An 18,856-nucleotide genomic window follows, 5' to 3' on the forward strand; every position below is an offset into this window, starting at 1 on the left:
CATGAGCACCGAAGGCGACCTGCTGCACGCCGTCACGGCAGATGATATCTCGGGCATGCGCAAGCGTCTGGGCCGTGCGGTGGTCTGGGGCACAGGGCTGCTGGTGCTGGCCCTTGCCACACTTCAATTTTCCCATGAGATCGGGCGTATCGCTTTTGGCTTCGACACATGGCGGCCTGTACTCTATGCCTATCTGCTCTGGGCCACGGCCCTGTGTTTTGCGCAGGTGATCGTTAATGGGGAGAAGGGCAAACGCGCGCTCTTTGTGCTGCCGGCCGCACTCTTTGTGATCAGCCTTGTGGTCTTCCCGTTGCTCTTCGCGCTCTACATCTCCTTCACCGACTGGAATCTGGCCTCACTGAATGGCGCACAGCCCAACGGCTGGGACAATATGCGCCAGATGTGGGCGGATGCCTTCTACTGGAACGCGCTGAAGAACATGGTCTACTACGTGGCTGCGATCAGCGTGGAATATGTAATCGCTTTTGGCCTGGCGCTGCTGCTCAACGCGCAAATCCGGGCGCGCAAGTTCTTTCGCGTGGTGTTCCTGCTGCCGCTGATGCTAAGCCCGGTTGCCGTGTCCTGGATGATCGGCAAGTCCATGCTGGAGGTGCGCTTTGGCCCGGTGTCGCGGCTGGTGCGCGAGATGGGGTTTGAGCCCAGTTTCTTCGGCACGCCCGAGATGGCGCGCTTCATGATCATGGCGATGGACGCCTGGACCTTTATCCCCTTCATGATGATCATGCTGCTGGCCGGTCTTCAGGCGCTGCCGCGTGAGGTGATCGAGGCCAGCAAGGTGGATGGTGCCAGCGGATGGCAGAGCTTCAAGGAGGTGATCTTTCCGCTCATGCTACCCGTGTCGGTCACCGCCGTCGTGATCCGCATTATCTTCAAGTTGAAGCTTGCGGATATCATCATCAATGTGACCTCCGGCGGACCGGGTGGTGCCACCGACAGTGTGACCAGCTTCATCTTCCGTGAATACCGTGACCGCTCGAACGTTGGCTATGGGACGCTGCTGGCGATGGTCTATCTGGTGCTGATCATCATTTTCATCACCGCGCTTTTGAAACTGGTCAGCCGCTGGATGGAGCGCCCGGCATGAGCGCGATTTTCAAGGATGACGCCACGGGCCAACAGATCCGGGCGGCATGGTGGTCAAGCCGTCTGGCGATCTATGGCGCATTGATTCTATGGGCCTTCGTCTGCCTCTTCCCGATTTACTGGACGCTGACAACCTCGTTCAAGCTCGCCCCGGATGTGATGCGCGGGAACATGATCCCCTTCATGGACTATACCCCGAAGTGGAAAGGCTGGGAGAGCCTCGGCCTGTCGCCGCGCCTGATCGGTGACGTCTCGACCGTGCGGGAAGAGTTCCTGAAACGCTTCTGGAACTCCACCATCATCGCGCTTTCGGCGTCGACACTGGCGGTCGTGCTGGGATCACTTGCCGCCTACGGGCTGTCGCGGTTCAGCTACCGGTTTGGCTTCATGAAGAACTCCGATATCTCGTTCTTCTTCCTCAGCCAGATGATCCTGCCCCCTGTCGTCCTGGCCCTGCCGTTTCTGGTCCTCTACCGCTCGTTGGACCTGTTAGACAGCCGGATCGGGCTGATCCTGCTCTACACCTTGATGGTGCTGCCCATCGTGATCTGGATCATGCGTGATCAGTTCCAGGGCATCCCCGTGGAACTGGAAGAAGCCGCTCTTGTCGACGGCCTTGGCATCTGGGGAGCGTTTTTGCAAATCGTCTTGCCAATCGCGCTACCGGGGATGGTAGCCGCCTTCATCCTCAGCCTGGTGCTCTGCTGGAACGAGTATTTCTTTGCAGCACTGCTCAGTTCAACCAACGCCACAACATTGCCGGTTATGGTGGCCAGCCAGACCGGGTCGCAAGGGATCAACTGGTGGTCGATGGCAGCCTTGTCATCCGCTGCGATCCTTCCTTTGATCACAGTTGCGATCTTTCTTGAAAAATACATCGTTGAGGGCATGGCCGCAGGGGCGGTCAAATAGATAAACGGTGCAACGGGTGGCGTTGTCCTTGCCACACACCGGTGTGCCGTCTGAATTGGTGGTGCGGGTGAGGGCGTCTTCGACTTTGGTCTTTTATCATCAGCCATTGGGGAGCCTCATGGATTGGAGTGTGGGGGGACTCCCTCGACGAATGTGCCGCAGGGGGTCATGCGCTTGCAGATCGGGCAGCTTTGGTGCCGTGCCGATTGACACCTTTGGCGGCCAGCTCCGGGTCTTCGAACCAGCGGGCTTTGCGGCCCAGGATCGGATCGGCGTTCTCGATCAGCACCAGTTGCAGGCCGCCGCAGCTCATGCGGGTGAAACGGCTTGCGCTGCGCTGTAGGAGGAGCAAGAGCGTGTGCGCCACGAAACGAGCTATCGCAGCCTCTATGTGCAGACGCGGGGTGTTCTAAAGAAAGCCCTTCAGCAATGCCTGCGCAGCCCACGCGCCATCCGCAGGTCCCGGCGCGCAACGCAAACGGGTTGAAACTACGGAAGATCAAGGAGGCCGTACCGATCCGTGAACGCCCGCCTGAGATTGAGGATCGCGCCGTGCCTGGCCACTGGGAAAGCGATCTGATCGTTGGCACTAACAACAGCGACATTGCCACGCTGGTCGAGCGGCATTCCCGCTTCGTGATGCTGGCAAAGATCGCAAACCAGGACACGCAGAGCGTCATCACCGTCCTGATCAAGCAAGCCCGCAAACGGTCCAAGGAGCTCTACCGCTCGCTGACGTGGGATCGTGGCCCAGAAAGGACGCACCATCTGACCTTCTCCATGGCCACTAGGATCGGCGCCCATTTCTGCGATCCTCACTCGCCGTGGCAACGCGGCAGCAACAAAAACACCAATCGCCTCCTGCGCCAGTGCTTTCCAAGAGGCCTCGACATATCAACTTACAGCCAAGCTCAGCGCCGTTGCGAGGCAACTCAACGAGCGGCCTCGAGAGACCTTGCAATGGGAAACACCAGACCTTGCAATAGGAAACACCGGCAGGAAAGTTTGCCCAGTGTGGTGACGCCATCCGTCGAAGCCACAGAGACAAAGCAGACGTGCGCCCAGGTCTCGATGTAAGTCAGGTCTGGGTCAGCATTGCTTGACGTTAAGGTCATTCCTGGCCGACACAGCCTATTGATAGGATTCAACAACTCTGCAGCATAAATGCAAAGATGCGGGACGTTCCACATCAAACATCCGGGAACGAGATAGCACAAAGACACAGCTTCACCGACCGTGTGTTTAATGTGTTCACACTACGCCATGCTGGTATCGCCCGACCGGTCGCCTCCTTATCTCGCAGTGTGTGTCTCTGCGCCACACCATAGCGGCAGCCCGTCCTGATCAACCACATTCGTGAGCCTCAGAGCCTCGATCCATTTCTGCACCTGCCCCCTCACAATGCGGCCGTTGTTGCCAGGCTCAGATCGAACGCGCCTCCGCCCTCGGCAACGGTTCAGGGGTCTCACCCTGTCTTTGACGCAGCTCCTCCGAGAAAAACGTGTGCCGCCGCCGACCAAGTCGTTTGGATTCGTACAACGCCACATCAGCATCACCCAACAGCTGATCAGCCGTCACCAGATCATAGTTGCGCGACAGCGTTGTGCCCGCGCTGCCTGAGACGTTGCACTGCGCACCTTCAAACAGGATCGGGGCGCTGATCCGCTCAATGATACGATCAGCGATCTGGCAGATCACTTCCGGGTCATCCACGTCGAGCAGGAGGATCACAAATTCATCACCGCCGACACGCGCGACGCTGTCGCGGCTGCGCACTTCCTTTTGCATGATTTTGGCAACCTGTTGCAGCACGTAATCACCCGCCGCATGACCCATGGTGTCGTTCACCGCCTTGAAGAAGTCCAGATCCATGTGCATCAACGCGAAGCTGTTTCCATTTGCGATCAGCTCTGCAAGCGCGCGGTCCATGCCCCGGCGGTTCCGTAGGCCGGTCAGTGTATCGGTCAACGCCTGTTCTTCCGCTGCGATGCGAGCCCCCTGCAAGCGCCTGTTCAACTGGCGCGAGGCGTCCATCGCCGCAGATTTGGCCTCCACCAGATAAAGCATCTCGATGGTCAGATCGGTGGCCGCGAAATCCGCGGCTGTCAGCTTGTAATCTCGCACCGCGTCCACGACAGAAATGCCAAAGGACAGATTTACGATCATCTGCCCTGGCAGCGGGCCTTCCATCAGCACACCCTTCATTTCCCGATGCGGGGGCAAGCGAAACCGCAAATGCAACTTCAAACCCGCCTTGTCACGCAGCCTGCTGATGGATTTGATCTCGCGCGGTCGTTTGATTTCAAAGACATCAAGAAACATGCGCCCGGCAAGCGTGCCATCCGGCAACAGTTTCCGAGCCGTCGGGCCTGCGCATAGGATTTTTCCGTCATCGTCCAGGATCACATGCATCGGGCACAGCACGTTCAACATGTGGTAACACAGATGCGCGTCGCTCATGATGCCTGCACTCCCAAATCAAAGCCGCGGCCTTCGGAAAAATCAGTCTCCAGCAGAGCAATCGAAACCGTCTCGACGCCGTCAGCCTCGCCCATATGTTCCAGAAACACCAACGCGCCATAGTCATCCGCCATCGCCCGCAGCACACCTGTAAAGAGATGGCCGCACCCCGGTATCTCGCCTTCGCATGTGAGGCTGAATTCATGGGCGCTAAGCTCGCGCAGTTCCAGCCGGGGCAACACCAGGTCAGAGACAGCCAGTCGCGCGCGGTCCGGCAGATCATCAAGCGAGTGGAGAAAATCCAGAAAGTTGACGCCGCCAAAGCGCAACAGGCGCCTCAGAGCCTCCAGATTCGGGTGCGACACCAGATATGTGCCGATATCCTCCATAAGCTCGTCATGCGGGCGCTCAAGCACCTCGCTCACCGCTGTCAGCACCTTTGGGGTGATCGCATCCTCATAGGTCCACATGGCCTCGAAATCGATAAACCCAAGCTCTGCGCGGCGCACCACAGCCGCCCATTGCGCAGCCCCATAGCTGTCAATGACAAACCGTTGTATGGCCCTGTTGACCAGCCCGTGCATGATGCCCTCTCACCAGATCCTGCAGCGCAAGGATGGTGCGGATCGGTTAATAAATACCCAACGCCCTATGGGCATCCGCAGCAATTGTAGCGAGATCTCGCCTAGAAATCCGTGGGCGCGCCGCCCTCGGCTTTGCGTCTGGCCACAAACTCCGCCAGCTCTTCGCGGATCGCCACATCCATCGGGGGCGCTTCAAAGCTGGCGACGATCTCCTTAAACATCAGATGCGCGCGCTCCGGCGTCCAGATGGCCCCCGCGGCCTCCCACCCCTCGTAGTTGCGCCAATCGCTGAGGAACGGCAGGTAGAAAGCCGTGGTATAGCGTTCCTGCGTGTGATCCGTGCCAAAGAAATGTCCGGCATGGCCAACCGACCGGATCGCATCTAGGGCAATTTCATCGGGGCCTGTCGCACAGATCGCAGGGTCCATATACCGCTGGATTTGCTGCAGCACTTCGCAATCCATGATGAATTTCTCAGGGCTCGCGATCAGCCCGCCTTCGAGCCAACCTGCCGCGTGATACACCATATGAGAGCCGGATTGCACCGCCGCCCAGAGGCTGTTTGACGTCTCCCACATCGCCTGCCCGTCCGGCACATTGGCGGCACAGACCCCGGATGAGCGCATCGGCAACCCGTAGAAGCGGCACAACTGCCCGGTCATCTGGGTGGCGCGCATATATTCGGGTGTGCCGAAGGCAGGAGCACCCGACTTCATGTCCACATTGGAGGTAAAGGTCCCGATCGCCACAGGGCAACCAGGGCGAATGAGCTGCGCCAGCACCACCGCACAGAGCGCTTCGGCCAGCGATTGCGCCACGGCCCCTGCCATGGTCACCGGCGCCATGGCTCCGGCCAGCGTGAACGGTGTCACCACCAGCCCCTGCCCCCGCCGCGCCAGTCGCATCCACCCGTCCAGCATGGGATAGTCGTGTTTCAGCGGAGAGGTGGAATTGATGTTTGTGTACATGCGGGGGGTGGCATCGAAGTCGTCGTGAGACAGCCCGCCTGCGATCCGGACCATCTCCATCACGTCTTCGACCCGCTCCTGACCGAGGCTGTAGGCATGCATGACCTTATCGGTGAGTGTGAGTTTGTCGAAGAGCACATCCAGATGCCGCACGCTGGCGTGCACATCCACCGGCTCGACCGGATAGCCGCCAGCGAAGTGGATGCAGTTGAAGTATTGTGTCAGCTTCAGAAGGTTGCGGCACATCTCTCGGGTGCCGGGCACTTTGGACCCCCGCTGCATGTCCCAGTAGTTGGGCGGCGAGGAGACATTGCCAAACAGCAGGTGGCGTCCACCAACAGTGACCCTCCGGTCGGGGTTGCGTGGCGTCAGGGTGAACTGCGGCGGGGCCTTGCCGATCATCTCCATGACAAAGTCGCGGCCCATGCGAACAATCTCGCCCTCTATGCGACACCCCGCCTTGCGCAGCACGTCAAGCGCTTCGGGGTTGAGGAAGGCCACGCCGATCTCCTCCAGGATGCGCATCGCGCCATCGTGGATCGCAGCGACACCCTCAGGCGACAAAGGCTCGGTTGGATGATCGGTATTGACAGGCGGATTCCAGGGCATTTGCTCGATCACGGCGCTGCCGCGCCGATGCGCCGCCCCTGCCCGGCCGCCGCTGCGCGTTCTGCGTTTGGTCGTGGTCCCAGCCATGGCCTTGCTCTCCTCGCAGGTGTGTGAGCACAGACTGCAAGGCGTCAGTTAGGCCAGCCGTCTTATTCGCGACGCATTCAGTCGTTTTCGGGCTGTGGTGGGTGGGGCCTGGATTGAAGCTCAGGTCAAGCTTTGCGCCTCAATCCAGGCCGGCAGGGCGGAGATGTCATCGAAGACAGCCTCCGCATAGGCGTCCAGTTCGGCCCGGCCCGCTACGCCAGTGAGCACCCCGACACACCGCATGCCCGCTGCCCGCCCTGCGATCAGGTCATGGGTGCTGTCCCCGACCATGACAAGCGCGGCGGGCGGGTGCCCCACCGCCGCGGCAAAGGCCAGAAGCTGCCCTGCATCGGGCTTGCCGCCATAGCCGCTGTCGAATCCCGCGATAAAGTCAAAGTAGTCTGTGACCCCGGCCTGATCGAGATGCGCGCGCGCGGGCGCCTCTGCGTCGTTGGTGGCCACGCCAAGACACAGCCCACGCCCACGCAGCTCCCCAAGCAACGGTGCCAACGGCACCGCAGGCACCTGCAAAGCCTCAGCTGCGGCGGTATTCATGATGTCGATAAGATCACCCTCGGCGAGATCCGGCAGGTCAGGCAGGAGCGTTTTGGCGATCTGGTCGGGCGTGCCTGCCACAACCACACTTCCTGGCATGAACTGCCCGGCCGCGTAGTCAAAGCCGATGGCCGCAGCCAGCCGCGTCGCATGTGCGCTGTCGTCTGCAATCTGGTCCAGAAAACGTTTGCACCAGGCCTCCCAGGTCGCCGCGAAATCAAAAAGCGTGCCGTCCTTGTCGAAAAGCACACCGCTCACAGGCCTCATGTCCAACTGACTTCTGCACCGCCCGGCAAGACTTGCCGGGCCTGCATCGGCGCGTCATATCCCACACCAATGGCATCACAGGCCCGAACCACCCAGGCGTCATCCATCATCAAAAAATCCAGCACGGAGCCAAGAAAAACCGGGTCCGTCGCCCCGGCCCGCAGATCAGATTCGCTGGCGCCGCTGGCACCTAGGAAAACCGGCAGCAACTCTTCCTCAGCAGCCAGCCAGCCCAAGACCTTGAGGCCAAGCACCTCGGCGGAGTCCCGCGTATACATCATCACCTATCCGTGTTTTGCCCGTATCTCGAAACTCTTTGTTAACCAAATTCAGCGCAATGTCGACGGACCGAAAGCCACCTCTGAGAGGACCCGACTGGCGTGCAAGGAAAAATACTGATTGTGGATGCGATTTCGACAAATCGCATCGTATTGAAGGTAAAACTCGCCTCGGCTTTCTATGAGGTCATACAGGCATCGACAGCAGATGAGGCCTGCGTTGCAGCCCTGCGTCATGACCCCGATCTGATCATCTCAGCCATGGCTCTGCCCGATTGCGAAGCAGCTGAATTGTGCCGTCGGCTGCATCAGAATCCACAAACCCGCGCGATCCCCATGATGGTGGTTTGCACGCGGCCAAACGCCGAGACACGGCTGCGCGCGCTTGAGGCAGGCGTTCAGGATGTCATGCTCAAGCCGATCGACGATACACTCCTCCTGGCGCGGGTTCGCAGCCTGATCCGCGCCCACAACTCAGCAGCGGAATGGCAAATGCGAGATGACACCTCACGCGCCCTTGGCTTTGCCGAAGACACTCTGGATTTCGGGCCGCCGGGGCGTGCCGTGCTGGTTGGCACGCATGCGCACACGGCGCACAACTGGATTTCACTGCTGCGCCCCCAGCTGCGCACCAGCCTCAGCTTCACCTCACCCGAGACGGCGCTCAGGGATCTGTCGCCCGAGAAGGTGCCGGATGTCTTCATCCTGACCCTCTCTGACGAGGACAACAGCACAAGTGATGTGCTGCGTCTGCTGGCCGCCATCCGCGCCACCGCCATCACGCGGCACGCAGGCATTCTGGTGGTGCAGTCCCGGCCGGATCCGGGCCTGGGCGCCTATGCGCTCGACCTGGGCGCGGACGATCTGATGAGCGACGGGTTTGACGTCGCGGAATTGACCTTGCGGATCAAGGCGATGCTGCGCCGCAAGCGGGTGGGTGACCAGCTGCGCGCGACGGTGCGCACGGGCCTCAAAGCTGCCGTGTCCGACCCGCTCACCGGGTTGCACAATCGTCGCTACGCGATGCCGCATCTGGCGCGCGTGGCCGAGCATTCTGCCGCAACCGGACGCAGCTTTGCCGTAATGGTCGCCGATCTGGACCACTTCAAACAGATCAACGATCTTTACGGCCATGCCTCGGGTGATGCAGTCCTGGTGGAAACCGCCAAGCGGCTGCGCGACAATCTGCGCGGCGTCGATCTGATCGCGCGAATCGGTGGCGAAGAATTTCTGATCGTGATGCCCGCCACCCCCTTGTCAGAGGCGCGAGTCGCCGCCAGCCGCCTGTGTCGCAAGATCGGCGGACGCGGCTTTGTCGTGCCGGGCGCGGACCAGCCGATCAAGGTGACTGTGTCCATTGGGGTGACCATCGGTGGGGTCCGAAAAGTGCATGAAGCGCCGTCGCCACAGGACGCAAATCTGCTCCTCGATGCTGCGGACAAAGCGCTTTACGCCGCAAAAATGCAGGGCCGTAATCAGGTCAACCTCAGCCGCCCCGCCGCCTGATCTGTCATTTCCGGCCTTTGGGGCCGCGACGCAGCACCTCTTCGATGGCAGCCGCGTAGTCGACACGTTCCTTGGCCGGCATATCGGAGATCACATCGAGCCAGGCCGTTTGCGCTCTGCGCTGAACGATGATGCTCGCCTCGGCCTGACGCCGTACAGCAACAGAAAGCGCTTCGAGATCAAGCTCCGGCCTCCGCAGAGCCATAAGTACGTCGTTATAGAGCGCGCGCCGGGCGACACGGTCCAGCGCCTCAGGGCTGGAGCGGACAGATCTTACGACCACGCGGCGATCCTGCCGCGGCAAAGCGATCATATAGGGCAGCCCGTATCCCCCCAAAGCCACGCCGTGAAGGCCCGCCAGCTTGCCCTCACCATGCCGCAACAGGGTGCCGCCGACCAATCCCAGAACCGCAAGGTTCAAACCAAGCGACACCCCAAGAATGATCTTGATCCGTCGCGAGACCCGCGATTTTGTCATCTGGCTGTCCTGCATCTTCTACCCTCCGTCCAGATCCCAGCCGAAGCTGGTCAGTTCCGCACTGCTCGTCAGCAGCTCGACATTCTCATAGCCAAGAATGAGCGCCCCGGCGTCCGGCATGGCCTCCGGCGGGCTAAAGCCAAACCAGACACCAGCCAGTGTTGCGGCCACCAGACCACCGACGCCTTGCCACCCGCCCATCAGCTCTGACACACAAACACCAAAGCCGGACCGGTCACGGACGGCAGGGCGCGCCGCCTCAGCGTCAGCCAGCACCCGCGTCATCAAATGCGCTGGTACGGGCGGCGGGGATGCGCGCGCTGCGTCCAGCGCCGCATCCACAGCCCGATCTTTGGCCATATCATCCGGTTCTTTCATCCTCATACCCCAGTTCAGCCCGACGCCTGACCAGCAGATCCCGCAGCGCCCGTTTGCCCCGCGCGGTGAGACTTTCCACCGCGCGCAATCCAATATCCATCACCTGCGCGATCTCCGGGTTGGACAGCCCCTCGATATGGCGCAGGACAACCGCTTGCCGCTGCCGGTCGGGCAACGCATCCAGCGCCTCTTGCAGCGCATCAAACCGCATCCGATCCTGCATGTGCTGCACAACGCCGGGCGCGGGGTCTTCCGGCTCGGCAATCTGATCCAGCCCCAATGGCCGCCGCTTGCGCAACCGATCCATGCAGAGATTGGCAGTCACGCGATAGAGCCATGTGCTGATCTGCGCCTGCCCCGGCCTCCAGTCCGGCGCCGTGCGCCACAATCTCAGCATCGCCTCCTGCGCGGCATCTTCCGCCTCCGTGGCGTCGCCCAAAAGCCGCATGGCATGACCATAAACGCGAGGCAGCAGGCGCGCTGTGAGATCACGCGCCGCAGCCCTGTCGCCCCGGACGTAACGGGCCAACAACACATCATCCGAAATGGCAGAATCGGCGTCCGGTGGCATAACTCTTCCAAGCATTCTCCAAAAGCGACAGCGCCGCAATCCGTAGGCGCAGCCGCTGATGTCTGACTGCAGTGTTACTCGGACTGGCCACCATCTCTGCCGCGCCCGCGCATTTTCTCGCGCGCCGCGTCAAATTCCGCCTCGCTGACGGTGCCATTGCCATCTGCATCCAGCCGGGCGAAGCGGCGTGCCGCACGCTCAGGCCGCTGCACCTCTTCCTCTGACAGCTGCCCATCGCTGTTGGCATCCATGCGCTTAAACATCCGCCCAGCTCGTTCCGCTGACGTCGCCTGAACCTCCTGCAAGCTCAACAAACCATCGCCATCTGTATCGGCGCGGGCAAACCGCTCAAGTGCGACGGCCTGCATTTCTTGCTGGGTGATCTGCCCATCGCCATTGCTGTCCAATGTTCTGAAATCCACAGGTTCGCCCGCTCCGTCGCCCCGCGCAAAGGCTGAGCCGCTTGAGAGGGCGAAGGCTGTGGTTGTGATCAGTGCGAAAGATACCGTTCGTCTCATGTCTTACTCCTTTGATTGGTCCGCAGGCCCGAAAGAGCCGCGCCGGACAGTTCCTTGCACGGGCACCAGCCGCGCTTCCGTCGCAAAAATTTTTGGCATATTTTCGCGACATCCCGCCGCAGCGACACCGGAGCGACTTTTAATTGCCGCAACAAAAGCGCATGAGGGGCCTGAGAAAGGAATCCGCAATGTCTGACATGACGCAGGACGTCCCCGAGTTCGCTCACCAGCCAGCTGACACGGAGGAGCGCAATACGAAACGCGCCATGCTGCGCGGTTGGCGGCGGAAATGCCCGCAATGTGGCACTGGCCCGCTTCTCAAATCCTACTTGAAAGTGAACGACAGCTGCCCGGTTTGCCGTGAAGATCTGCATCATCATCGAGCAGACGATGGGCCAGCCTACCTGACCATTCTCTTTGTCGGGCATCTGATGGCCCCGCTGTTGCATCTTGTCTTTGTGGCCTGGCGGCCTGATCCGCTCACTCTGTTCACGATTTTTGCGGTTGGCTGCGTCGCCCTGTCCCTCTATCTTTTGCCAAGACTGAAGGGGGCGATCGTGGGGTATCAATGGGCGCGAAAGATGGGCGGGTTTGCGACCAGGCACTGACCGGATCCCCCCCAGACCTTGGGCGAAGGATCACGCGTGATGGCAGACGCTGCATCAGAGCAGGCATCAGAGATACGGGATGCCGCCACCGTCATCATATTGCGGGACCGTGAAACAATCCCCCGTGTGTTGATGGGGCAACGCGGCGCCAAGGCGGCCTTCATGCCGAATAAATTCGTCTTTCCGGGTGGCGCAGTTGATACGGGCGACCACGCGGTGCCTTTGGCCTCTCCGCTGCCCACACCCTGTGCTGAGCGCCTGCGCGAGGAGACACCTACAGATTTAAGCCAGGCCCTGACGGCAGCTGCGATCCGCGAACTCTGGGAAGAAACCGGCCTTGTTCTGGGCACGCCCGGAGCTTGGCCGGGTACCATCCCACCCGACTGGACAGAGTTTGCCGAAACCGGCTACCAGCCGTCAGCTGCACCTCTGCAATTTGTGTTTCGCGCACTGACCCCTCCTGGCAGGCCCCGGAGGTTTGATGCACGGTTTTTCCTTGTCGAGGCGACGGATATCATGGGTGACCTGGATGATTTTTCCCGCGCAAGCGATGAATTGTCCCATTTGCAATGGGTCAAGCTTCGCGACGCCCGGAGCTTTGACATGCCGTTTATCACTGAGGTGGTTCTGTCAGAGATCGAAGCCCGGGCCGCAAACCGGGCACCCCCCGCAAGCGTGCCGTTCTTCAAGAACAACGATGAAGAATCGCTCTTTCTCCGCTTGCGCGGGCTGTCAACAGGGGCGGCCTGAAAGCCCGCCCCACCTGCCGGCAGAGCCGATTGCGACCAGCAGGTCAGGTGGGCTTTCAGGCCACCTTTGGTCCGCCCAGGGTCAGCGAGGCGGGCCGATGGCGCGCCCGGCCCCCGCTGGCTTGGGCATGTCGGATTGCGCCGCCACAAATCGGCGCAGCGCCCGATCAATGGCCTCGGACGGGTCGCTGGGCCGACGGGTTTCCAGACTCACGTGCAGCAGAAAATGCTCCCCCGTTGCCACGACGGCCCCACCCGCCCGCATCTCATGCCACAGGTGCATTTTCTTGCCGCCACCGCCCAGCACCCGGGTCCGGACCTCGAGCATCGTGCCAGCATGAACCTCGTCCAGGTGACGGATGTGTGTTTCAGCGGTGAAATAGCTGCGCCCAGACGCGATGTAGTCCGCATCGCAGCCGATCAATTCCATGAAGCGGTCGGTTGCATCCCCAAAGGCCTGCAGATACTTTGCCTCGGTCATATGGCCATTGTAATCCGTCCAGTCGAGCGGGACCACGCGGCGCAGAGTGAGCACCGGAGCCGCAGGGTCCTCAATGCCCTCGGTGCGCTGGCCGAGCATCTGGCCTTGCCGCATCTGTCGTTCCTGTGCCGCAAGCACAGCGCCCGCCCCGTGATCTTGCGCCTTCAACGCGCGCAGGAGCGCGACAAGGTTGGTGTCGCGCCGGCGCTCCAGCTCTTGGATCGTGTGAGCCCCCGATTGCGCATCGGACTGCTCAGCAATGCGCGCAACAAGCGTATCGGTCAGCTCGGGCACGTCTGTCAGTTTGCTCCAGGGCCAGTTTAGAGCGGGCCCGAATTGCGTCAGGAAATGCGCCATCCCGCCCTCGCCGCCAGCAATGCGATAGGTCTCGAACAGCCCCATCTGCGCCCACCGCAGGCCAAAGCCAAGGCGGATCGCGTCGTCAATCTCCCCGGTTGTGGCGATGCCGTCCTTCACCAACCAAAGCGCCTCGCGCCAGATCGCTTCCAACAGCCGATCCGCCACATGACCGTCGATTTCCCTGCGTAGATGCAGCGGATGCATCCCGATCCCGCGCAGCAACTCCAGGGCACGCTCCACGATCACCGGACAACAGGTTTCCGGGGTCACCACCTCAACCAAAGGCAACAGATAGACCGGGTTGAATGGATGGCAGACCATGATCTGGCCCGGGCGCGCGGCTCCCAGCTGCAAATCCGACGGTTTGAACCCCGAGGTCGACGAGCCGACAACTGCATCCGCCCGGCAGGCGCTTTGGATCTGTGCCAAGGTCTGCTGCTTAAGGTCCAGCCGTTCGGACACGCTCTCCTGCACCCAATTCACATCCGCAACCGCGTCGGCGATGCTGTTGTGGAACCGCAGGTGCCCTTCGGGCGGCAAAGCGACGTCGAGCACACCCGGAAGAGACCGGCGCGCATTGTCCAGCACCGCGCCGATCTTGCCAGCGGCCTCCGGGTCGGGGTCAAACACGTTCACGTCCCAGCCGTTCAGCAGAAACCGGGCAACCCAACCGCCGCCAATCACCCCGCCGCCGATGACCGCCGCCGTTGTCATGGCTCTGCCCGTTGCAATCTCGTCACATCATAGCCATTGAAAGCCATGATCTCGCGCGCGGCCTCCAGCCGGTCGGGGCGCAGCGCCCTGTCACGGTTGAGGATCCAGCCCAGCTCTCCACCCGGTGTGCCCACGACTGCCGTTCGGGCCTCCTCATCCATCCACATGACCCAAAATGCGCGCGCGGGCCGATTCAACTCGGCGCTTTCAAGCTGAAGAACGCCGCGTGCATCCACCGCGACCGGCACCTCATACACACCCGAGGACCCGCAACGCACGGTGAGCTGCGCCGGTTCAGCGTCAAGATCGGCAAACCACTGCTGGCCCGCGCAGGATGGAAAGAGGGCGCTTGGATAAGCCGCAATCACCTGCCATCTGCCCGAGAAGGACTGCGGCGAAAACCGAGTGGTGGCCGTGATCGGCACGGAGGTGTCTCGAAACCCAGGCACCGATTCAGAGGCGCAGGCCGCCAGGAGAAACAGCGCCAGGCCGCGCGCCAGCCTCTTCATGCGTGCGGCGCCCGTTTGGTCAACCCCAGCGTCTTGCGTACCTCGGCCGGGCCCATGACCTTTGCCCCCATGTTCTCGATGATACGGCCCGCCCGTTCGACCAATTGCCAGTTCTGCGCCAGCACGCCTTTGTCGAGCCAGAGGTTATCCTCAAGCCCGACGCGCACATGCCCCCCCGCCAGGACCGCCGCAGCAACATAGGCCATCTGGACGCGCCCAAGCGAAAAAGCGGAAAAGGTCCAGTCTTCGGGCACATTGCTCACCATCGCCAGGAAGGTGTTCAGATCATTGGGTGCGCCCCAAGGCACTCCCATGCAAAGCTGCACCAGCGCCGGGGCCTCCAGAACACCGTCCGCCACCAGCTGCTTGGCGTACCACAGATGACCGGTGTCAAAGACTTCGATCTCGGGCTTTACACCCAACTCGGTCATCCTCCGCCCCATCGCGGTCAACATGCCGGGCGTGTTGGTCATCACATGGTCCGCTTCGGCAAAGTTCATCGTGCCGCAGTCGAGCGTGCAGATTTCCGGCAGGCAATCGGCCACATGAGCCACCCGCGCCGTCGCGCCAATCAGATCCGTGCCCACCTCTTGCAGTGGCAGCGGCGCCTCGACGTCGCCAAAGACGATATCTCCGCCCATGCCGGCGGTCAGGTTCAGCACCACATCCACATCGGCGGAGCGGATACGATCGGTCAGTTCGCGGTAGTAGGCGCGCTTTCGGCTGGGCGCGCCGGTATCGGGGTCTCGGACGTGGCAATGCACAATGGCGGCGCCTGCCTTGGCCGCTGCGATGGCGCTTTCGGCGATCTGCTTTGGAGACCGTGGCACATGCGGGCTGCGATCCTGTGTGCGGGCTGAGCCGGTCACAGCACAGGTGATGAAAACCTCGTTCGTCATGGCCAGCGGCATAAGGCGCGTCCTCCGACAGCGGCGGCACTGATGCGCACCGCCGACGTTCGGATATCATCCCGCTTTCAGCCTTGGTTCAAGCCTGATCTTTGCGGCGCCCGTCGGAAGACCCCATCAGTAGGGCATCGGGTGCTGCTTATGGGCGGCCGCAATGTCATCCAGCACGGTTTCATCCAGATCCAGATCAATCGCGCCCAGACAGGTCTCCAGCTGCTCCAGTGTCGTCGCTCCGAAGATGATCGAGCCCATGAACGGCCGCGTGCGGCACCAAGCCAGCGCCATCTGCGCAGGGTCCAGCCCATGCCGGTCTGCGATATCGAGATAGGCTTGAACAGCCTCAAACGCCCGATCCGTCTTGCGCCCCCCCAGATCTCCGTTCAGAGACATGCGCGACTTCTCAGGCACCGCGCCATCCTGATACTTGCCCGTCAAAAGCCCCGCCGCAAGCGGCGAAAAGGCCAGCAGGGACACGTCCTCCTGAATGCTCATCTCGGCCATGTCGGTGTCGTAAAGCCGGCAGAGCAGCGAATACTCGTTCTGCACCGACGCGACCCGTGGCCCGCCCGAGCGCTCCGCCACCTCCAGCCATTTTGTGGTGCCCCAGGCGCTTTCATTGCTCAGACCGAACGAGCGGATGGTGCCGCGTTTGACCTCATCCTCCAGCGCCCCCAGCGCCTCCTCCATATGCGCCTTGGTGTCCAGCATCAGCTGGCTGGACGGATCATAAGACCAGTTCTTGCGGAACATATAGCTGCCCCGGTTGGGCCAGTGGAACTGGTAAAGATCGATGTAGTCGGTCTTGAGCCGCCGCAATGAGCCTTCAATGGCCTCAGGTATGGTTTGCGCGGTAATCGGCGCGCCGTCCCGTACAACCGCCAGCCCTTCGCCTGAGTGTTTCGTGGCCAGAACGACGTCTTCGCGGCGCATGTCCCTTTCGAACCACAACCCGATGATGCGCTCGGTCCGGCCGATGGTCTCAGCACTGACCGGGTTGACCGGATACATCTCTGCCGTGTCGATGAAGTTGATCCCCGCATCCAATGCGCGGTCAATCTGGTCGTGCGCGTCTTCGGCCACGTTCTGCGTGCCCCAGGTCATCGACCCCAGACAGAACTCCGAAACCTCAATCGATGTACGCCCCAACCGGTTCATCTTCATGGCCGTTGTCCTTTTCGTGCAAGCCCGGTCACCCTAACCAGCCCGACTGTCACCGCAAGACGATTTCAACACCATGATGACCGAGATGTGACGCCCCGGCGCTCTCTCGGCCATTGGCAGGCCTGCCCGCAGGGCTATATGTCAACCGGGGAACAAGGAGACAGAGCCATGCCGCTCATGCTGTCGCGCCGTTTTCTCATCGCCGCTGGACTGGCCAGCTGCGCCACCCGCGGGATGGCAGCACCGCAACGCTACGCGCTTGTGCAGGACCGATCCCGCGTGGCCTTCCTGTTTGACCTCAGCGGAGCCACACAGGTTGGCACCGTCCCGGTCAGCAGCGCCGATATTCGCGTCGACCTCCGCAGGCTGGCCCGCTCCAGCGCGGATGTGTCCGCCGACATCCGGGGCGCACGCACGGGTATGATCTTCATCACGCAGGCCCTGTTGAGCGCGCAGGTGCTTGATGCCGCAAATCACCCAATGGTGCGCTACCAATCCCGGCGGGTCATTCTGGGGCGTGACGGACGCATTTCCGAAGGCGCCCGGATTGCCGGTGATCTGACTTTGCGGGGTGTCACCCAACCGCTGGATCTGAACGCGACCCTGACCCGCCCCCCGGGATCGGCTGCAGATGATTTGTCGGTGCTGAACATCCGCCTGACCGGCACGCTCAGCCGATCCGCATTTGGTGCTGTCGGCTATTCCAACCTTGTGGCCGACGCCGTCGATCTCGACATCACCGCCGAAATACGCCGCGACGCCTGAAAACGACGCGCTTTGTCGAATAACTGCGAGGCGTAACGGGCGGACCTGCTAGGTCTGCGGTCATAATGCGCCTGCTGATCTCCTTTGCTGCCCTGTTTCTCTCTGTTCTGCTGCTGCAGCTGTCGTCGGGCGGGGTCGGCCCGCTGGATGCGCTGTCAGGTCTGCAACTGGGGTTCAGCAAACAGGATATCGGCCTGCTCGGCTCGGCGCATTTTCTGGGCTTCTTCATTGGCTGCTGGTGGGCGCCACGCCTGATGGGCAGCGTCGGACATTCCCGCGCCTTTGCCGCCTTTGCCGCCGCCGGCGCCATCGGCCTGATGAGCCATATGCTCGTCGTGGACCCCTATGCCTGGGCCGCCATGCGGGTCGCATCCGGGGTCTGCATCGCAGGCTGCTACACGGTGATTGAGGCCTGGCTACAAGCCAAAGTGACGAATGAGACACGGGGCCGAACCTTAGGGGTGTACCGCGTCGTTGATCTCAGCGGCTCGGTTGCCGCGCAGATGATGATCGGGGTTTTGGAACCGGCCAGCTATGTCTCCTACAACCTGCTTGCGATCATTTGCTGCGCAGCACTGCTGCCGCTGGCACTGACAACCGTGCGCCAGCCCGAAACGCCAGATTCCCCTCGGCTGCGCCCGCGTCTGGCCTACGACAGGTCCCCGCTGGCCGCCGCTGCGGTGGTTGTGTCGGCCTTGTCCAGCGCGTCCTTTCGCATGGTGGGCCCGGTCTATGGGCAGGAGGTTGGGCTGAGTGTCGACCAGATCGCCTACTTCCTTGCGGCGTTTGTGCTTGGCGGTGCTGTCGCCCAGTACCCGGTTGGCTGGCTCGCCGACAAGTTCGACCGGCGGCGTGTGCTGATTTGGCTCTCCATCGCTGCGATCGCCAGTTCGGCCATCACGATCTCTGCGGCAGGTCTCGGAACGCTGGGCATCTTGCTGACAGCGGGCCTCTTTGGGCTGACCACTTTTCCGATCTATTCGGTTGCGGCTGCACATGCGCATGACTTCGCGGGCGATCATGAGCGGGTGGAGCTGTCAGCGGCGCTGATGTTCTATTTCGCGCTTGGCGCCATTGCGGCCCCCTATGTCGCCTCGCTGCTGATCGCCGCCTATGGGGCCGAGGCGCTCTTTATCATGATTGCCGTGGGCCACGTCCTGCTGGTTGTCTTTGGCCTCACCCGCATGCGCGCGCGGCCCGCACCGCAGGACCGCACACGCTATGTTTACGTGCCGCGCACCTCCTTCACCATCGGGCGGTTGCTTCGCCGGGCGCGCAAACCAAACGACGACTAGCCAGCGCCAGGAATTCCTCGGTGGCCCTCAC

The 18,856-nt window shown here is 61.7% G+C and carries 21 protein-coding genes and 1 pseudogene; 8 read left to right on the forward strand and 14 right to left on the reverse strand.

The features are described from left to right. Position 1: 1 nt before the first annotated feature. Positions 2–1,105, forward strand: coding sequence for a carbohydrate ABC transporter permease (locus So717_RS10400; RefSeq protein WP_159976875.1), 1,104 nt, complete (start codon positions 2–4; stop codon positions 1,103–1,105). Further along, positions 1,102–2,016: a carbohydrate ABC transporter permease gene (locus So717_RS10405; protein ID WP_159976877.1), complete on the forward strand. Its 915-nt coding sequence runs from the start codon at positions 1,102–1,104 to the stop codon at positions 2,014–2,016. The genes So717_RS10400 and So717_RS10405 overlap by 4 nt, the downstream gene beginning before the upstream one ends. A gap of 166 nt (positions 2,017–2,182) precedes the next feature. On the opposite strand, the gene So717_RS10410 is transcribed toward So717_RS10405, so the two are convergent. Beyond that, entirely contained in the window at positions 2,183–2,329 is a 147-nt protein-coding gene (locus tag So717_RS10410; protein WP_159976879.1) for a hypothetical protein, read from the reverse strand. 33 nt (positions 2,330–2,362) lie between these two features. Between So717_RS10410 and So717_RS10415 the strand changes: the two are divergent. Continuing rightward, positions 2,363–3,037: pseudogene (locus So717_RS10415) on the forward strand (IS30 family transposase); the annotation flags it as partial. Positions 3,038–3,438: 401 nt separating this feature from the next. Here So717_RS10415 and So717_RS10420 read toward each other — a convergent pair. The 5 genes from So717_RS10420 to So717_RS10440 all read right to left on the reverse strand — a co-directional run bounded on the left by So717_RS10420 (position 3,439) and on the right by So717_RS10440 (position 7,827). Continuing rightward, positions 3,439–4,476 (reverse strand): diguanylate cyclase domain-containing protein, encoded by a 1,038-nt coding sequence (locus tag So717_RS10420; protein WP_238840810.1) that lies wholly within the window; start codon positions 4,474–4,476, stop codon positions 3,439–3,441. Continuing rightward, positions 4,473–5,060, reverse strand: coding sequence for a heme NO-binding domain-containing protein (locus tag So717_RS10425; protein WP_159976881.1), 588 nt, complete (start codon positions 5,058–5,060; stop codon positions 4,473–4,475). Before So717_RS10425 ends, So717_RS10420 begins: the two co-directional genes overlap by 4 nt. A 101-nt stretch (positions 5,061–5,161) precedes the next feature. Next, the gene (locus tag So717_RS10430; RefSeq protein WP_159976883.1) at positions 5,162–6,724 is read right to left on the reverse strand and encodes a trimethylamine methyltransferase family protein; all 1,563 of its coding nucleotides are present in this window, start codon (positions 6,722–6,724) and stop codon (positions 5,162–5,164) included. Positions 6,725–6,844: 120 nt separating this feature from the next. Next, positions 6,845–7,546, reverse strand: coding sequence for an HAD family hydrolase (locus So717_RS10435; RefSeq protein WP_159976885.1), 702 nt, complete (start codon positions 7,544–7,546; stop codon positions 6,845–6,847). After that, a complete protein-coding gene (locus So717_RS10440; protein ID WP_159976887.1) occupies positions 7,543–7,827 on the reverse strand; it encodes a DUF3572 domain-containing protein in 285 nt (94 codons plus the stop codon). The genes So717_RS10435 and So717_RS10440 overlap by 4 nt, the downstream gene beginning before the upstream one ends. 99 nt (positions 7,828–7,926) lie before the next feature. On the opposite strand from So717_RS10440, the gene So717_RS10445 reads away from it, so the two are divergent. After that, the gene (locus So717_RS10445) at positions 7,927–9,330 is read left to right on the forward strand and encodes a diguanylate cyclase (RefSeq protein ID WP_159976889.1); all 1,404 of its coding nucleotides are present in this window, start codon (positions 7,927–7,929) and stop codon (positions 9,328–9,330) included. Between the two features lie 4 nt (positions 9,331–9,334). On the opposite strand, the gene So717_RS10450 is transcribed toward So717_RS10445, so the two are convergent. The 4 genes from So717_RS10450 to So717_RS10465 all read right to left on the reverse strand — a co-directional run bounded on the left by So717_RS10450 (position 9,335) and on the right by So717_RS10465 (position 11,275). Continuing rightward, positions 9,335–9,808, reverse strand: coding sequence for a periplasmic heavy metal sensor (locus tag So717_RS10450; protein WP_159976891.1), 474 nt, complete (start codon positions 9,806–9,808; stop codon positions 9,335–9,337). 18 nt (positions 9,809–9,826) lie between these two features. Beyond that, positions 9,827–10,186 (reverse strand): hypothetical protein, encoded by a 360-nt coding sequence (locus So717_RS10455; protein WP_174239009.1) that lies wholly within the window; start codon positions 10,184–10,186, stop codon positions 9,827–9,829. Next, positions 10,170–10,757, reverse strand: a complete 588-nt coding sequence (locus tag So717_RS10460) for an RNA polymerase sigma factor (RefSeq protein WP_159976895.1) — start codon at positions 10,755–10,757, stop codon at positions 10,170–10,172. The genes So717_RS10455 and So717_RS10460 overlap by 17 nt, the downstream gene beginning before the upstream one ends. A gap of 74 nt (positions 10,758–10,831) precedes the next feature. After that, positions 10,832–11,275: an EF-hand domain-containing protein gene (locus So717_RS10465; RefSeq protein WP_159976897.1), complete on the reverse strand. Its 444-nt coding sequence runs from the start codon at positions 11,273–11,275 to the stop codon at positions 10,832–10,834. 188 nt (positions 11,276–11,463) lie between these two features. Here So717_RS10465 and So717_RS10470 point away from each other — a divergent pair, with 188 nt between their 5' ends. Together So717_RS10470 and So717_RS10475 are read left to right on the forward strand one after the other, a co-directional pair. Then, positions 11,464–11,883, forward strand: a complete 420-nt coding sequence (locus tag So717_RS10470; RefSeq protein ID WP_159976899.1) for a DUF983 domain-containing protein — start codon at positions 11,464–11,466, stop codon at positions 11,881–11,883. 39 nt (positions 11,884–11,922) lie between these two features. Next, positions 11,923–12,633: an NUDIX hydrolase gene (locus tag So717_RS10475; RefSeq protein WP_159976901.1), complete on the forward strand. Its 711-nt coding sequence runs from the start codon at positions 11,923–11,925 to the stop codon at positions 12,631–12,633. A gap of 81 nt (positions 12,634–12,714) precedes the next feature. Here the strand turns inward: So717_RS10475 and So717_RS10480 are convergent, their stop codons facing one another. The 4 genes from So717_RS10480 to So717_RS10495 all read right to left on the reverse strand — a co-directional run bounded on the left by So717_RS10480 (position 12,715) and on the right by So717_RS10495 (position 16,765). Beyond that, on the reverse strand, positions 12,715–14,187 hold the full coding sequence (locus So717_RS10480) for a carnitine 3-dehydrogenase (protein ID WP_159976903.1): 1,473 nt from the start codon (positions 14,185–14,187) through the stop codon (positions 12,715–12,717). Beyond that, on the reverse strand, positions 14,184–14,696 hold the full coding sequence (locus So717_RS10485; RefSeq protein WP_159976905.1) for a lipocalin family protein: 513 nt from the start codon (positions 14,694–14,696) through the stop codon (positions 14,184–14,186). The genes So717_RS10480 and So717_RS10485 overlap by 4 nt, the downstream gene beginning before the upstream one ends. Then, positions 14,693–15,607 carry a 3-dehydrocarnitine:acetyl-CoA trimethylamine transferase BcoG gene (bcoG, locus tag So717_RS10490; protein ID WP_159976907.1) on the reverse strand — a complete coding sequence of 305 codons (915 nt, stop codon included), beginning with the start codon at positions 15,605–15,607 and terminating at the stop codon, positions 14,693–14,695. The genes So717_RS10485 and bcoG overlap by 4 nt, the downstream gene beginning before the upstream one ends. Positions 15,608–15,721: 114 nt before the next feature. Beyond that, positions 15,722–16,765: an aldo/keto reductase gene (locus tag So717_RS10495; RefSeq protein ID WP_159976909.1), complete on the reverse strand. Its 1,044-nt coding sequence runs from the start codon at positions 16,763–16,765 to the stop codon at positions 15,722–15,724. A gap of 168 nt (positions 16,766–16,933) precedes the next feature. Between So717_RS10495 and So717_RS10500 the strand changes: the two genes are divergently transcribed. Together So717_RS10500 and So717_RS10505 are read left to right on the forward strand one after the other, a co-directional pair. Further along, a complete protein-coding gene (locus So717_RS10500) occupies positions 16,934–17,530 on the forward strand; it encodes a YceI family protein (protein WP_159976911.1) in 597 nt (198 codons plus the stop codon). Between the two features lie 65 nt (positions 17,531–17,595). After that, positions 17,596–18,825, forward strand: a complete 1,230-nt coding sequence (locus So717_RS10505) for an MFS transporter (protein ID WP_159976913.1) — start codon at positions 17,596–17,598, stop codon at positions 18,823–18,825. Positions 18,826–18,856 lie beyond the last annotated feature (31 nt).

This window comes from Roseobacter cerasinus (genome assembly GCF_009811755.1).
Lineage (GTDB): Bacteria > Pseudomonadota > Alphaproteobacteria > Rhodobacterales > Rhodobacteraceae > Roseobacter > Roseobacter cerasinus.

What these genes read in the sequence shown, in the direction of transcription:
- So717_RS10400 (WP_159976875.1), top strand. Translation starts at nt 2, where the DNA reads ATGAGCACCGAAGGCGACCTGCTGCACGCCGTCACGGCAGATGATATC.
- So717_RS10405 (WP_159976877.1), top strand. Translation starts at nt 1,102, where the DNA reads ATGAGCGCGATTTTCAAGGATGACGCCACGGGCCAACAGATCCGGGCG.
- So717_RS10410 (WP_159976879.1), bottom strand. Translation starts at nt 2,329, where the DNA reads ATGAGCTGCGGCGGCCTGCAACTGGTGCTGATCGAGAACGCCGATCCG.
- So717_RS10420 (WP_238840810.1), bottom strand. Translation starts at nt 4,476, where the DNA reads ATGAGCGACGCGCATCTGTGTTACCACATGTTGAACGTGCTGTGCCCG.
- So717_RS10425 (WP_159976881.1), bottom strand. Translation starts at nt 5,060, where the DNA reads ATGCACGGGCTGGTCAACAGGGCCATACAACGGTTTGTCATTGACAGC.
- So717_RS10430 (WP_159976883.1), bottom strand. Translation starts at nt 6,724, where the DNA reads ATGGCTGGGACCACGACCAAACGCAGAACGCGCAGCGGCGGCCGGGCA.
- So717_RS10435 (WP_159976885.1), bottom strand. Translation starts at nt 7,546, where the DNA reads ATGAGGCCTGTGAGCGGTGTGCTTTTCGACAAGGACGGCACGCTTTTT.
- So717_RS10440 (WP_159976887.1), bottom strand. Translation starts at nt 7,827, where the DNA reads ATGATGTATACGCGGGACTCCGCCGAGGTGCTTGGCCTCAAGGTCTTG.
- So717_RS10450 (WP_159976891.1), bottom strand. Translation starts at nt 9,808, where the DNA reads ATGACAAAATCGCGGGTCTCGCGACGGATCAAGATCATTCTTGGGGTG.
- So717_RS10455 (WP_174239009.1), bottom strand. Translation starts at nt 10,186, where the DNA reads ATGAAAGAACCGGATGATATGGCCAAAGATCGGGCTGTGGATGCGGCG.
- So717_RS10460 (WP_159976895.1), bottom strand. Translation starts at nt 10,757, where the DNA reads ATGCCACCGGACGCCGATTCTGCCATTTCGGATGATGTGTTGTTGGCC.
- So717_RS10465 (WP_159976897.1), bottom strand. Translation starts at nt 11,275, where the DNA reads ATGAGACGAACGGTATCTTTCGCACTGATCACAACCACAGCCTTCGCC.
- So717_RS10470 (WP_159976899.1), top strand. Translation starts at nt 11,464, where the DNA reads ATGTCTGACATGACGCAGGACGTCCCCGAGTTCGCTCACCAGCCAGCT.
- So717_RS10475 (WP_159976901.1), top strand. Translation starts at nt 11,923, where the DNA reads ATGGCAGACGCTGCATCAGAGCAGGCATCAGAGATACGGGATGCCGCC.
- So717_RS10480 (WP_159976903.1), bottom strand. Translation starts at nt 14,187, where the DNA reads ATGACAACGGCGGCGGTCATCGGCGGCGGGGTGATTGGCGGCGGTTGG.
- So717_RS10485 (WP_159976905.1), bottom strand. Translation starts at nt 14,696, where the DNA reads ATGAAGAGGCTGGCGCGCGGCCTGGCGCTGTTTCTCCTGGCGGCCTGC.
- bcoG (WP_159976907.1), bottom strand. Translation starts at nt 15,607, where the DNA reads ATGCCGCTGGCCATGACGAACGAGGTTTTCATCACCTGTGCTGTGACC.
- So717_RS10495 (WP_159976909.1), bottom strand. Translation starts at nt 16,765, where the DNA reads ATGAAGATGAACCGGTTGGGGCGTACATCGATTGAGGTTTCGGAGTTC.
- So717_RS10500 (WP_159976911.1), top strand. Translation starts at nt 16,934, where the DNA reads ATGCCGCTCATGCTGTCGCGCCGTTTTCTCATCGCCGCTGGACTGGCC.
- So717_RS10505 (WP_159976913.1), top strand. Translation starts at nt 17,596, where the DNA reads ATGCGCCTGCTGATCTCCTTTGCTGCCCTGTTTCTCTCTGTTCTGCTG.